Source organism: Anaerolineales bacterium (genome assembly GCA_030583885.1).
GTDB lineage: Bacteria > Chloroflexota > Anaerolineae > Anaerolineales > Villigracilaceae > Villigracilis.
Map to the genome: position 1 here is coordinate 2,934,935 of CP129480.1, position 14,685 is coordinate 2,949,619.

The 14,685-nt window shown below is 54.4% G+C and carries 13 protein-coding genes; 1 reads left to right on the forward strand and 12 read right to left on the reverse strand.

What is annotated here, in order from left to right; all coding sequences use genetic code 11:
• Positions 1-26 precede the first annotated feature (26 nt).
• The 12 genes from QY332_14535 to QY332_14590 all read right to left on the reverse strand — a co-directional run bounded on the left by QY332_14535 (position 27) and on the right by QY332_14590 (position 12,881).
• Positions 27-950, reverse strand: a complete 924-nt coding sequence (locus QY332_14535; GenBank protein WKZ34834.1) for an NAD-dependent epimerase/dehydratase family protein — start codon at positions 948-950, stop codon at positions 27-29.
• Between the two features lies 1 nt (position 951).
• On the reverse strand, positions 952-2,394 hold the full coding sequence (locus tag QY332_14540; protein ID WKZ34835.1) for a sugar transferase: 1,443 nt from the start codon (positions 2,392-2,394) through the stop codon (positions 952-954).
• Positions 2,387-3,397 (reverse strand): glycosyltransferase family 2 protein, encoded by a 1,011-nt coding sequence (locus QY332_14545; protein WKZ34836.1) that lies wholly within the window; start codon positions 3,395-3,397, stop codon positions 2,387-2,389. Before QY332_14545 ends, QY332_14540 begins: the two co-directional genes overlap by 8 nt.
• A complete protein-coding gene (locus QY332_14550) occupies positions 3,280-4,827 on the reverse strand; it encodes a HAMP domain-containing sensor histidine kinase (protein ID WKZ34837.1) in 1,548 nt (515 codons plus the stop codon). The genes QY332_14545 and QY332_14550 overlap by 118 nt, the downstream gene beginning before the upstream one ends.
• On the reverse strand, positions 4,827-5,507 hold the full coding sequence (locus tag QY332_14555; GenBank protein WKZ34838.1) for a response regulator transcription factor: 681 nt from the start codon (positions 5,505-5,507) through the stop codon (positions 4,827-4,829). Before QY332_14555 ends, QY332_14550 begins: the two co-directional genes overlap by 1 nt.
• Positions 5,507-5,890 carry a RidA family protein gene (locus tag QY332_14560; protein ID WKZ34839.1) on the reverse strand — a complete coding sequence of 128 codons (384 nt, stop codon included), beginning with the start codon at positions 5,888-5,890 and terminating at the stop codon, positions 5,507-5,509. Before QY332_14560 ends, QY332_14555 begins: the two co-directional genes overlap by 1 nt.
• A 123-nt stretch (positions 5,891-6,013) precedes the next feature.
• Positions 6,014-6,553, reverse strand: a complete 540-nt coding sequence (locus QY332_14565; protein ID WKZ34840.1) for a hypothetical protein — start codon at positions 6,551-6,553, stop codon at positions 6,014-6,016.
• Positions 6,554-6,649: 96 nt separating this feature from the next.
• Positions 6,650-8,332, reverse strand: coding sequence for a CapA family protein (locus QY332_14570; GenBank protein WKZ34841.1), 1,683 nt, complete (start codon positions 8,330-8,332; stop codon positions 6,650-6,652).
• A complete protein-coding gene (locus tag QY332_14575) occupies positions 8,329-9,915 on the reverse strand; it encodes a CapA family protein (GenBank protein ID WKZ34842.1) in 1,587 nt (528 codons plus the stop codon). Before QY332_14575 ends, QY332_14570 begins: the two co-directional genes overlap by 4 nt.
• Positions 9,916-10,060: 145 nt before the next feature.
• A complete protein-coding gene (gene menC, locus QY332_14580) occupies positions 10,061-11,167 on the reverse strand; it encodes an o-succinylbenzoate synthase (GenBank protein WKZ34843.1) in 1,107 nt (368 codons plus the stop codon).
• Positions 11,168-11,176: 9 nt separating this feature from the next.
• Positions 11,177-11,698, reverse strand: a complete 522-nt coding sequence (locus tag QY332_14585) for a zinc ribbon domain-containing protein (protein WKZ34844.1) — start codon at positions 11,696-11,698, stop codon at positions 11,177-11,179.
• A gap of 52 nt (positions 11,699-11,750) precedes the next feature.
• A complete protein-coding gene (locus QY332_14590; protein WKZ34845.1) occupies positions 11,751-12,881 on the reverse strand; it encodes a DUF3048 domain-containing protein in 1,131 nt (376 codons plus the stop codon).
• 252 nt (positions 12,882-13,133) lie between these two features.
• On the opposite strand from QY332_14590, the gene QY332_14595 reads away from it, so the two are divergent.
• Positions 13,134-14,684, forward strand: a complete 1,551-nt coding sequence (locus tag QY332_14595) for a hypothetical protein (GenBank protein WKZ34846.1) — start codon at positions 13,134-13,136, stop codon at positions 14,682-14,684.
• The last annotated feature ends 1 nt before the right edge of the window (position 14,685 follow it).

Sequence of the window (14,685 nt, forward strand, 5' to 3'; positions counted from 1 at the left end):
TTTTGTGTAAATGCGGTAGTTACTTTTTACGCATTCCGCATTGACTCCACGGCTTCATAGAGACCATCCGCCAAAGAGACTTGTGGTTTGAAGCCAAGCATATCCATGATCTTTTTCGGTGTGCCAATCGAGCGGTAAATATCGCCCGCACGCGGCTCGGCATGGATATGTTTGGGAGCGTTCGGGAAAAGTTCATAAAGGATGTCAATCAAATCCAGAAGGCGGGTTTCAACGCCTGTGCAGACATTGAAGATCTGGCCGGGCGCAGCGGGATGCTCGGAGGCGAGCAAATTCGCTTGAACCACATCGCGCACGTTGACCAGGTCACGGCTCTGACCGCCATCGCCAAAGATGTTGATGGGTTGGTTCTCCAACATGCGGCGGATGAAGATCGGCACGGCGGCGGCGTACATTGAGTCGGGTCGCTGACGCGGACCGTAGACGTTGAAGTAACGCAAGGCGGCGACTTCCAAGCCGAACTGACCTGTGAACAATTCCGCGTAGAGTTCGTCCACGCGCTTGGAGACGGCATAAGGCGACAACTGTCGAAGCGGTGTACCTTCCGAAAGCGGATACTCTTCCGAATCACCATAGACGGCGGCGCTCGAGGCGATCACCACACGCTTCACGCCCGCCCTGCGAGCGGACTCGAACAGCAGGGAGGTTCCCGTCACGTTGACATCGAGACATTCCTGCGGCTTTTCCATGGACTCGGGAACCGAGACGAACGCTGCTTCATGGAAGATGATATCCATGCCTTTGACGGCTTTGGCAACTGCGCCCGCGTCGCGCAAGTCGCCTTCGACGATCTCCACATCCATGCCTTGCAGATTTTCACGTTTGCCCGAAGAGAAATTATCGAAAACGCGGACCTTATGCCCATGCGCCGCAAGGGCACGTGTGATATGTGAGCCGATGAACCCGGCTCCGCCGGTAACCAAATAGTTCAAATTATCTCCCCGTCCTTCTTAATACCGTGCCAATGGTGCGCAAAATGATATTGAAATCCATCGTTAACGTGCGGTGTTTGATGTAATACAGATCGTATTCGAGTTTTACGGATGTTTCCTTCACATTTGCGACATATCCATAATTGATCTGCGCCCAGCCGGTCAAGCCGGGCTTCACCAGCAGGCGCGCCCGATAAAATGGAATCTGTTTTTGGAATTCCGCCACGAGCGAGGGACGTTCGGCACGCGGCCCGACAAGGCTCATTTCCCCGGTCAACACACTGATAAATTGCGGCATTTCATCAAGACGGGTGCGCCGTAAAAAGTTTCCCACGCGGGTCACCCGCGGATCGTTTTGCTCCGCAAACCTGGCTTCCCCATCGGCTTCGGCATCCTGTCGCATGGAGCGAAATTTATAGATGCGGAACAAACGCCCTCCCCTGCCAAGCCTCCTTTGTGAATAAAAAATGGGAAAACCGCTCTCGAGCATAATGGCCAGCGAAACAAACGGGAAAACAATGAAAAGGATGATCAACCCCACCATGGCGCCAGCGATATCCATCAGGCGCTTGAACAATTCATACATGCCGCTTACACGGACCTGGTCCACAAAGGAGCGGATCACCCAATCCGATTCGAGGTGATCAATGGGAACGCGCTGGGTCATCTCTTCATACAAGATCGGCATCCGCGTCACTTCCACGCCGGATTCTTGTGCATCCAGAATGGTCTGGAATGCCTCGCCTTTGATCTCGCCATTAATGGCAACCACAAGGTCCGAAACCCGGTAATCCTCCACAATGCCCAAAAGATGCTCGCTGGTCCCCAGCACGGCAAAACCATAATACGATTTTCCCCTTTTTCGCAGGTCATCGTCTATAAAACCAAGCAGGATGAAGGGGGGGGGATTGAGCCTGCGATAAATATCCGCCAGGGAATGCCCGGCCTTGCCCGCACCCACGATCAGCACACGGCGCATTAACCCGGAGGACGTGTAAATTCGAATATAGATGGCGCGCCAGCCCAGGGTCAGGAGGGAGGCGATGACAAGAAAGGCGCCAACTGCAATGCGTGGAAGAGATGTCGGTTCGAGATTGATGGTGAAGAGCAGCGAATACGCCAGCAAGCCTACAACGGGAGCGACGGCGATCCCGCGCAGCGTCTTGCGCCAGCTCGCAGCGGAATGTGGGTCGTACGATTCCACCATCAACAGAAGCCAGACAAGAGGCAGAAGATAAAACCAAAAGGGGACGTCGATGGTGACCAGCCGTTGTGCGCGGGCCAGGGGTATCCCGCTTTCAACTTGCAAGTACAGCGAATATTGATACCAAAAATAGATCGCGGCGCCCATTGCCGTGACAGATGCGATCAAATCCCCCGCCATCAAAACAGCGCGCTGCTCGCTTGGTCTCAATCGTAACGAAGGTCTGTAAATTTCAGTCATATTTCTTGAACATACCGGACAAGCCGCCCCACAAAAACCCCGCGCCCCATGAAACATGCATGGTTGAGATCGCGGGCGGCATCCCAAAAACAAGAAAACCTTTCCGCTTCTTAATCGCCAGCTCGAAACCAGCCAGCCCCAGCGTAATAAAATAAACGAGTAATTGCGCCGCAAGAAAGTACCGCGCGAATACAATCCATAAGGATAACACACTCAGAACAATCAGGCTTAACACAAACACGGGCGGCAAAGCCTGCCGCCAGCGTACTGTATGAGGATACCGCTTGAGCATTTGAATTTTCCAAAAACCGTAACGCCAGTATTGAAACGCAAGCTTCCCCAGTGTTTCCCTCGAAAAATAAATGCAGCGGATGGATGGATCCAGCCAGACCGTACCGCCCGATTCGCGGACACGCGTATTGAACTCATAGTCTTCATTCGCAAGCAGGGTTTCGTCAAAGGCTCCGATCTTTTCAATCAATGTGCGACGGAACGATCCGAAAGGCACAGTATCCACCGCCCCTTCCTTTGCATTGAGCCGGTACAACGCATCCCCCACCCCCAACGGATGTGCCGCCGCAAACGAAATGGACTCCGCGATCCACGTCGCCGTGTGCGGGCGGATTTCCCACACACCGCCCACGTTATCTCCCTTGCCCATCTGGTGCGCCGAGACGCAACGCTCCACATATTCGGGGATGGGAATGGAATGCGCGTCCAAACGGACAATGATCTCGCCGCTGGACTCCCGAATGGCCTGATTCAGTCCCGATGGAATCGTTCGCAGTGAATTCTCCACCACACGTACGGACAGATCTGGATGCTCCCGTTGAAAGTTGGCGATCACATCCCGCGTGCGATCCGTGGACATGCCGTCCGAAATGATCACCTCCATCTGTCCGCGCGGATACGTCTGCGCCAGGATGGAATCCAGCAAATCATGGATGGTGGCTTCCTCGTTATAACAAGGGACGATGATGGAAACGAAAGGTGTTTTGGGCATGCTTGTACTTTAGGCAAGGTTTCGCCGCCCAAACGGCGGTTTGTCTTCGCAGCCTGGGGAACAAGAGGCAATACCACCTCAAAGGTCGTTCCATCCCCCAAGCGGCTGCGGACAGTAATTTTACCACCATGCGCTTTAACAATTTCGGCCGCAATCGCCAGTCCGAGCCCGGCCCCATGCTTCTTGCCGCCCCGCCGGGCAGAGTCTGCCTGATAAAACCGCCCAAAAATATGCGCCTGCGCCTCCTCTGGAATTCCCCCGCCAGTGTCCGTTACCGAGACGAGCATGTCAGCCCCTGTAACTGCGGCTCTTAGCGAGATCAACCCGCCGCGCGGAGTGAACTGGAGCGCATTATCCACCAGATTGGTGAAAACTTGCGCCATGCGGTCGCCATCCGCAATGAGCGGCGGTACATTCTGTGGAGCGTATACTTCCATGTTCACTCCCGCCCTTTGTAATTGGGGCGAGAATTTTTCCGCAACCGCATTCAACAAAGCCGGCATGTGTACGGGACCCATCGTAATATCCGCCGTGCCTGCGTCCAGCCGCGCAAGGTCCAGCAGATCCAGCACCATGCGATGCATCCGCCCTGACTCTGTATAAATCACCTGCGCGGCCTGCTGACGCAACTCAGTTGTATCCGCGGTGCCATCCAGGATCGCCTGCGCGAATCCCTGGATGGAAGTCAGGGGCGTTTTCAATTCATGCGAGACATTCGCCACGAACTCGCGCTGTGATTTCCGACTCGCCTGCATACGCACAATCATGCTATTGAATGCGTGCGTCAACTCCTGGACCTCATGCGGGCCGCGGGTTTCCACAGGCCTGATCTCCGCTGACGGAAGAGAGCGAACCGCGGCCATCACCCTCTGTAATGGGTCTGCGATCCACCGCGCAACAAAGAACGCGACGAAAAGTGATACGAGAAGCGAGATCATTCCACCCTGCAAAATAAGCGGCAGGAATTCATCATTAAATACATTCAAGATCGAAAAACGCGGACGCGGCAACGCCACCATCAAGAAGGTTCCGTCCGGGAGATTCTCAAGCGAATACAGCCAAGCTGTGCCATTTTTATCGCGCACGAGAGGTGTTGTACGATTGAATATTTTTCGCTCAGGAAAAAGGAGGGCAACCTCACGATCCGCGAAGGTGTCCAGAATAAGTTGTTGTTCCTGTGAAAACAATAGAATTCGCACGTTGAAAGTTCGCGAAGCCCGCTCCACAGAGGCGGAAATGGATTGGGATTGCGGTGCGTTTTCGCGCTCGACCACCATGACCTGTACAGCCTTCAACCGCTCGAGCGTCTGGCGGTATGAAATGGGATTACGCAGCAGGGAAACAAACAATATCATCGCCACTACCCCAAGGGCAGTGACGATGATCAGGGCATAACTCAGCCAAAGGCGGGCGCGCAGGGAGGAAAACATCACAACACCAGTTTGTAACCCACACCCGTCACTGTTTCGATCCGCACACTGCCGCCTTCCAGTTTCCTGCGCAGGTGGGCAATATGTACATCCACAGTGCGGGTTTGACCATGGTAATCGAAACCCCAGGCTTGTTGGAGCAATTGCTCGCGGGTGAAGACGCGTCCAGGCTGCGTTGCCATGGTAAGCAAAAGGTCGAATTCCTGGGCGCGCAGGTTCAAGGTCCGAGAAGCGAGGCGGACCTCCCGCGAGGCGGGATCGATGGTCAAATCACCGCGATGGATGGGCTTGCCATCCGAATCTTTTTTCGATTCGCTTCGTCGCAAAATGGCTTTGACCCGCGCCACCAACTCGCGCGGATTGAACGGCTTGGTCAGATAATCATCGGCGCCGAGCTCAAGACCCACAATTTTGTCGATGTCATCATCGCGCGCCGTCAACATGATGATTGGAACAGCATCGCCGCCCGTCCGCAACTTGCGGCAGACTTCAAAACCATCCAACTTTGGAAGCATGACATCCAGCACAATCAGCGCAGGTTTTTGCCTCGCGCAAGCATTGAGCGCGGATTCGCCGTCGGCGACCTCCAGCACGCGGAAACTTTCGCGCTCCAAGTACATGCGCGAAAGCTGTCGAATGGACGGCTCGTCATCCACAAGCAGGATCAATTCGGAGGACATTACGAAAGCAGGGCTACAACTTCGATCTCAACCAGCGCATTCTTGGGCAATCCTGTCACAGCGACCGTGCTGCGGGCAGGCGGGGTGTCGCCAAAATATTCCGCATAGACCGCATTCATGCTGGCGAAATCGTTCATGTTCTTGAGAAAAACAGTGGTTTTTACGACGTTACCCAGGCTGGAGCCCGCCGCGGCAAGTACCTGGGAAAGGTTGGCAAGCACCTGACGGGTCTGTTCCTGCACCCCGCCGGACACCAACTCCATGGTCGCAGGATCGAGACCGATCTGCCCGGCTGTGTACACCAGCGAATCAATGCGAATGGCTTGCGAGTAGGGACCTATCGCCCTGGGAGCCTTATCAGTTTGGACAATGATCTTGTTCATGTTTCCTCGTTTCATTTTGGAGTGGGATCAACCCCATTATTTTACCTCCCTCCGCCCCTGCAAGGCGACGCGCGGATGCAGGTCTCCTGCATCCGCGCGCTTCATTCTCGTATCGGGCAGGTTCTATCCATCCTGCCTTGGTGCACGCTCAGGCCGATTTTCCTCACGGAAGGCTCGAAACGCCTCCCGCAACGCCATAAACGTTCCGCCCATCTGCGAGCGGACATCCTTCATCTGATCGCGCATCTCGGTCACCGTGGATTTCGCGGCATCGAAATCGGTCACACTCCCATCGTCATCAAATCCGGGATGGGCATCGACAATCTCGCCAACATCTTCATAGGCGGGACGGGCGGCAAGCATGGCTTCCTCATAGGCGTCGAGCGCAGCTTGCAGGGCGGCAACATCCCTGCCGTTCTCGGCAGCCTTGTCGATCCTTTCCTGTAATTTGGCAATGCGCTCCTCGATCCCGTCAAACGCCTTCCCCATGCGTTCATAGGCGTTCAATTGAAGCTCCCATGCCTGTTCGAGTTTTTCATCCGTCACCTCGCCACGGACGGGCGGCGGCTCATCCGCCGCATACGCGCTGGTGACAGGCACAGCCGCCACGACCATCGCGACCACAAGGACAGCCATCAAAATTTTTGAGAGTGTATTTTTCATCGTGAACCTCCTTCAGGTTACGACGAGATTGTAAATTGACGGCATTACGAAAGTGCGCCGGGGATGTAAAAAAATTGTAAATTCCCTGAGAGAGTATCACGGGCTGGGCAGAACGATCGGTGTCAGCGTCACCGTCGGCATGGGAATTGGTGCCAGCGGGAGAGGAACCCAGCCGCTGTGGAAGAAATATTCCGCGAGGAAGGCGGTCCGCTCGCGCTCATTCATCGGGCGCGGACGCGAGTAATCCTCCAGCATGGCTGTCAACAACTCCACACCGAGGTAGCGCCCATCATAGAAAACGTGGCGGTCTATGAACTCGCGGCGGGTTCCATCGGTCACTTTTCCATCTTGCAACTCATAGGTCATCTGGTCGAAGAACAGGTTCCCCAAGCCGTAATGGATGAAGGAATCCCCAAAAAATTCCATCAGGTGTGGGAAGTGCGCCTGACTGCCGCTCACCACCACCGCGCCGGCATCCGCCACCCTGCGAAAATCGCGCTCATGGGCATAACATGGGCCCGAGTGATAGCACTCCTCATGCTGGAAGGTGAAAAGCACCAAATATCCTTGTGCCGTGATATCCTGAATCTGCTTCGTAAAAAAATCGAACTCGCAATCCGCCGCACCGGGTTTGATATCCGTTGCCTTTACAAAATCATACGAGCGCTTCCCGTTGCATCCCATAAAGGCAATTTTATTTCCATTCACTTCCAGCAACACAGGTTTGCGCGCCTCTTCCCTATTTGCACCGCCGCCATAGTACAGGATGTCGTTCTGCCGGTACATTTCCAGCGTATCGAGCATGGCTTGCGTGCCGCGGTCAGCAAAGTGGTCACCTGACAGTTCCATGACGTCCGTGCCGACGAAGGTCAGCAACTCGATATATTTCGGGTCGCTGCACAGGATGAAATTCTTATGCCCCGCTTCCGGGAACGGGCAGGTCGGGTCGAACGGCACTTCGTTGCTGATGTGCGTCACATCCGCATTCACCAGCCAGTCGTAGATCAACTCGCCGGGGCGGGTCACGCCCTTGTTTTCCATCGTAAACGCCGTGGCGCGCACCAATGCCGTTACGCCGGTCAATACGACCGTAGCCAGTTTGGATTCATCACGGTTCGAAGCAGGCAGATCAAACGACACACCCGTTAAACCAAATACCACTTTCAGTGGATAGGCTTCCGCAATGAAATCCTTCCGAACGGGCGACTGCCCATCCACGCTCAAGACCTTCCACTTCGGCTGGATCTCCTCGAACGGGATGATCGCCCAGTTTGACATATCGCTCCATGCGATTTCCAACAGCTTGTCAGACGGGACGCTTCTCAGCGCGCCCGGAGCGGGTTCGCCCCAAAGGGCTGTGAGCGCTTCCAGTGTGGATGTAGCCACGAGCAACTTACGCCCGGACAGAGGTCCATTTGAAGCGCCCCTCCAGACAGAGATTAAATCCTCGAATGACACGTCATCTGTAATGGTGGGAAATGGCGCAACAAGGGCATAGATCCACATGGAACCCGGAGCAGACTGAGCCACATCCAATATCTGTGTTGCCGATTCCACCTCATCTGCAAGCGGAATATCCCAGGTCTGTGCAACGGCACGCAGGTCATCGGGCACGGCAGGACTGATCCACAATGCATCGGGAGCAGGTGTTTGCGTGGGCACTGGACGCGGCGACGGCGAAGCTGCCGGCTCAACCGTCACATCCAGCTCCGGGAGGCAAGCCGCAAGAACGGAAACAAAAATTAGCGCAATGAAAGTTTTCCTCATCATAGTGGTCATGGGCCTGCCTGTGGAAAATCCCAGCCGCTTTCGGCAAAGTAATCCCTTAAGAATTGGTTTCTCTCAGCATCATTCATAAATCGCGGACGTGCATAATCCTGCAGGAATGTCGTCACCAGCTCCACACCGAGGTAACCTCCGTCGTAAAACACATGACGATCAATAAATCCGCTCTGTTTGATGCTGGTCTCTTTCTCGAACTGGTCGAAGAACAGATTCCCCAGGCCGTAGTGGATAAAGGCATCGTCATAAAGCTCCATCACCTGCGGCACATGCGCCTGACTGCCGCTGACAACCACTGCGCCGGCCTCCGCCATGGCGCGAAAATCCAGTATTTGCTGGGGAGTTGCATTGGCTCTTTCATATTCATGGTACTGAAATGTGGAAATCGGCAAATATCCCTGCGAACGATAATACGCGACCTGCCCGGTCATAAAATCGAAATCACACGGCACCGCGCCAGGGTCGGCATCGGTTGCCGTGGCATATTCGGTTTTTATATTACAACCGATGAACATTAATCGATTTCCATTCACTTCCAGAAGCAGGGGGTTGCGCCCGTCCTCCAAATTAATTCCACCTCCGTAATAGGACAGGTCGTTTTCCTTGTATATGGCAAGGGTCTCATACATTGCATCGGGTCCGTAATCAGCGAAGTGGTCGCCTGAGAGCTCGATCACATCGGCGCCGATATCGAGCAGGAGGTCAATATAACCCGCGGCACTGCAAAATTTCAAATCCTGCTGGACCGGGTCCGGCGGCGGACAGTACCGGTAAAAAGGGACCTCATTGTTGACATGGGTAACATCTGCTTCGAGCAGCATGTCACGGACTATTTCGCCGGGGTATAAAATCCCCTGCTTTTCCATGGTTGCCGCGGTGGCGCGCACGAGTGCGGTGACGCCCGTCAAAATGACAGTCGCTAGTTTGTCCGCGTCACGGTTTTGAAAGGCAAGGGACGGCGGACAATCATCCGAACAGGTCATCTCATAATGCGCGATCAGCGGATAAGTGGACGGGTCAAATCCCTTTTGGATTGGGGATTGCCCGTCGATTGTCAACACCTTCCATTTTGGTTCGATCGTTTCAAATGGGATGATCGCCCAGGCGGGCATTTCGCTCCAGGCTGTGTCAAGGAGTTGATCCGCAGGAACAACGCGCAGCGTGCCCTGCGCCGGCTCGCCCCAGAGTGCGGAGAAGGTCATTCGCGTGGATTCATCCATCAGCAACGGGATGCCGTGAAACGGTCCGGAAGATGAGGCGTTCCAGGCGGAGAGCAGATCCCTTGCATGTATGTCATCCATCACCGTTGGAAAGGGCGCAACCAGGGCAAATGTCCAGGTGGAGCTATTTGGCAAATCATCATCGCCCGGGTGTACGTCTATAAAATAATTTATCGATTCGGACCTTGTCGTTGTGAATTGGAATCCTTTTAGCGAAATTAGTTCACGCAGGAGCGGCGGGACAGCCTCACCCGCCCATACAAATGGAACATCTGCATGGGGTGTGGATGTGACGGGGGTTGGCGGGATGGCGGGCGCCGCCGCAGTGACCGTGGATGTTTCCAGCAAGATCGGCAGCACATATGTCGGCGTTGGATGGGTCCCCCATAACGAAGGCCGGCACGCGGACAGGAATAAAATCCCGGCAAGAAAATAACAATGTATCGAGCACCGGCGGTGAAGTATGCTGTTTTTCTTCATTATGATTCACGGATGATTTATGCGGTTAATTCAGCGATACCTCGGCCAATGAAAATGTTTTCAACGCATCGGCATCGATCGTCACGCCCAGGCCCGCGCCTTTTGGAACATCAATCGTCGAATCCGAATTCAAAATAAAACGCTCATGCGTAATGTCGCGCGTGTAGTAACGCTCTGAAGCGGAGACGTCGCCGGGCAAAACAAAATTTGGCAGGGATGCCAATGCCAGGTTGGAGGCACGCCCGATGCCCGTTTCCAGCATGCCGCCGCACCACACGGGCATGTCATTCTTTTTGCACAGGTCGTGTACCATCAAGCCCTGGCTTAACCCGCCCAATCTGCCCGCTTTAATGTTGATGATTTTACACGCCTTCATCTCGATCGCATAACGTGCATGACGCGGAGTAAGGATGCTTTCATCCAGGCAGATCGGCGTTTCAAATTGCTCCTGAAATTTATGATGATCCCAAATATCATCTTCAAACAACGGCTGTTCGATGAGCAGCAAGTTCAATGCATCCAGCGGCTTGAGGGATTCCGCATCGTCCATCGAGTATGCCGAATTCGCATCCACCTGCAAGCGCAGATCTGGAAATTCCCTGCGAACGGCGGACGCCTCTCCGACATCCCTGCCCGGCTTGATCTTGATCTTTACCCGCGCATATCCCTGCTTGACAAAATCCGCCGCGCTTCGCACCAGATGTTGGGCGGATTCCTGAATCCCAATCGAGACGCCCACTTCGACCTTTTCGTGAACGCCGCCCAACAATTCCGCCAATGACTTGCCTTCCCGCTTGCCGAGCAAATCCCAGATCGCCATTTCAATTCCCGCCTTGGCAAGGTGATGTCCACGGATAGCGGAGACACGTTCCTGAAAATCCAACGCATCTTTGACATCTTTTCCAAGGATCAACGGTGCAATAAAATCCTTGAGGATGTGCAGGGCTGTGCCGGTTGTCTCGTAGTTATAGCCGGGGTCGCGTGTGGCAACGCATTCACCATAACCGACCAGCCCATCGGAATGGATTTGAACAATCACACATTGACGATCCGTCTCCCGCCCGAAAGAGGTTTCGAACGGCGCAGCCAGCGGCATCGAAATATGATGCAGGGTGATGAATTCTATTTTCATGGAATGGGTTTATTCCGTCTTGACATCGTCCTGTTCTTCGTTCAGTTTCATGCCGCGCAGAGCATCATCGATGCCGGAGGATTCCAGCCTCATGCCCGCCGCAGGCGTGCCGCAATACGGGCAAATATTCCAGGGCAGTTCCATGAACTTCGAGCAATTATGACAGGTCTTTTTCAACCGGGTATGACAGTTCGGGCAGACCTGCCAGTCATCCTTCACGCGCCGCTCACAACCAGGACAAAGCGGAAGGTCTTCCAACGCCTGGAGCAGGGCCTCCTCCTCCAGTGTGCGCTGATACTCCTCCTCCAATGTCCGTGGCGGGCGCAGAATGAGATACACCAGCACGCCGGGTACATTCAGGACCGCCACAAGCAATGCCGCCAGTGTTTGCACCAGTGGGTCACGGGCACGCGCGCGGATGTCGCGGTATGTCCACACCACCAGGCTGATCCACAACGCGGCAATGAATGCGCCGCCAAATGCGGTCAGCACGAGGGTTAAACTGCCTAGAAAAACGGGGTCAAAGGTCATGAGAACTCCACGTCAAACGGGATGCAGTCATTTTAATCCATTAACACATGTCTTAAGGGGTTTGAAACACAAAACGCCATTCCACCCCATTCTGGGTGTAGGTCGAGGTTGTGCCCATCACTTGATAAAAGGTCTGTCCCGGGCGCAGGTAGATCGGATGCCCGGTCAAGGTGGTAAGCAGAATGGGCTGATCGATATCGGTGCGCTTCCAATGAGCGGGGATTGCCACACCATCCCGGAAGACGTACGCATTACCATAATCGATCAGGTCAATGCGGAAGACTTCATCTTCTGCATTATACGTATTTGTAAAAACATGGGGAACAAACAGCAGCACCACATTTGCGGCGGTCACCGGAAGCTTTGTCAAGTCATCGGTAAGCAGGGCATACGCCTCGGGCTTTCCACCCACCCTATCGTTCGACTCCTGGTAGCGGACGTAATATTGCGCAGCAGGGTCATACTCCCAATAGTTGTAATTGTATACAGAGTAAAAGGAGTAAATGCGCGATACAACCAATGCGCTTTCCTGTGCATCATCAGAAAAAAAACCGTGGCGCAGGGTTTGCGGCGAGTTATCCAGGTTTTTCCTTTCAGCACAGGCTGACCATTTTGTCGTGTTGAAAAACACATTGTTGTAGGCATCGCGCCTGTATGGGCCGACAAAAAATGGCGGGCAGGAACCAATCCCGGCAACAATCAGAAGATCGCTTATGTCAATGCTCCTGAAATGATTCATCTCTCGCGGATCGGCGCCTTTGAAAAAAAGAAACGAATGATACATGCGGGCAATATGTTCATCCAGAAAACGCCCGGAACGCACCGGGCCCACCCGCTCCGCGTCATTGCTGTAAAAGACCACGGTAAAACGCGTATCGCCCCATTCGATGTAATATTCGTAGGCCACATCCGCGAGAGATAGCCCGGATTGTGGACGGACGTAATCCGGCGAGTTTGCAATCTTTATGGCGAGCGGTCTGCGGTCCAGCAGGGATGGATCACGGACGGGCAAGCCTGTCAACGGGTTGTGGATGTTCAATCCATTTAAATCTGCGGATGGGGCACGTTCAACCGGCGTGGACAAATCACTGGCAGGGACATATTTTGTCGGATATGGGGTGTATGTCAACACAGGCTGCGGGGTGGCCGGTGCCAGATAAGGGTCGGGGGATGAGTCAGACATGGGCTGAAACGGCGTCAGCGTGGGCAGAATAGTTGATGAAACGGAAACCTCTTGCGGGGGCGATGGAAGCGGGAGCATCGATTCTGTAGGCGGGGCGGGTGATGCACAGGATGCGAGGATGGAAAGTGTCAAAATCCAAAATGGAACTTTAAATCCAATGGATTTGCAACTGTGAAACGTCATACGATGATTGTACCAAATGCCAGAGGTCAAAGTACCCTGGCAATAAAACTGATACAATTGTTGCATCCCATGTTAATCCTGATTTCCTGCCTTCTCCTTATTGTCACGGCGCTGACATTGATCGTGTTGCGCGTGCTTTTACCAGACGCACGGTACACATGGCTGATTGCTGTTGGCGGCGCAATGCTGGCACTGGTCAGCGTTTTCATCTGGTTGACGCGCATGCCGTTCGACCTTGTACTGCCCGCCTGGCAGCCGGTCACATTATTCACTTCACCGATCCTGTTTAGTGCGGACGGCATCTCCTGGCCCTTTGCGCTTGGCATTGTCACACTGACCCTGTCCATGTTATTGACCTCCGTGACACGTCCAGTTTTCACCAATTCCTTCTCCCGGGTTGGAACTCTTGCGTTGGGGGCGCTGGGCATCCTGGCCGTTACGGCGGATAATCCATTGACATTGCTGCTGGTGTGGGCGGCGTTGGATTTAACCGAGTTATTGACCCAGTTGGGCTCGGTCAACGGGCCCACAAATAATGAAAAGGTTGTCACTTCCTTTTCAAGCCGCGCATTGGGGCTTGGCTTGTTGTTATGGGCAAGCATCATCAGCATTGCCGAAGGAAATACGTTTGATTTTGAATCCATGGCGGCGAACTCGGGATTATTCCTCATCGCGGCCGCCGGGTTACGCCTCGGCGTGCTTCCCCTGCACCTGCCTTATTCATCTGAATCCACCCTGCGGCGCGGTTTTGGTACAACGTTTCGCCTGGTATCCGCTGCATCAAGTTTGATATTGTTGGGGCGCATCCCGTCCGGCAGCCTGGACTCCATTTTCACGCCCGTCCTGCTCACGCTGGCGATCATCGCCGCGATATACGGCGGATGGATGTGGCTGCGCGCGCCGGACGAATTGAACGGGCGCCCCTATTGGATCATCAGCATCGCATCCCTTTCGGTCATTGCGGCTCTCAGCAGCAATCCCATGGGAGCCGCCGCGTGGGGATCCGCGTTGATCTTTGTGGGCGGTGCGCTCTTCCTTGTATCCGTCCAGCATGTTTGGTTGAACCGCGTCATGCTCATCGGTGCGTGGAGTCTTTCTTCCCTGCCATTCTCCCTGACAGCAAGCGCATGGCTCGGCAGTTTGGGATTCTTCCTTCCATTTGTTGTCATCGCACAAGCCTTGATCATCGCGGGTTTCATCCGCCACTCCCTTCGTCCCGCAGGACGCGATTCACTCGACTCGCAACCGGGCTGGGCGCGCGCTGTATACCCTGCCGGAATTATCCTGCTTATCCTTTTTCAATTATTCCTTGGATTGTTTGGCTGGGATGGCGCTTTTCAAATCGGCGCATGGCAGCCGGCCGTTGCCGCTTCCCTGCTGACCTTCGGGATCGTTTGGGCGACACCGCGTTTCCGCATCCTCAACCCTGTCCGCGCCCATTGGGTCACATCCACAGCATCACGCTTGAACAGCGTCTATCATGGGTTATGGTCGGCATACCGCCTGCTCAGGCGGATCAGCCAGACCATCACGGTAACACTTGAGGGCGAAGGCGGCATCATGTGGACAATACTCTTCCTCGTACTGTTCGTTTCACTCCTCACACAGGGGACTCCCTAGC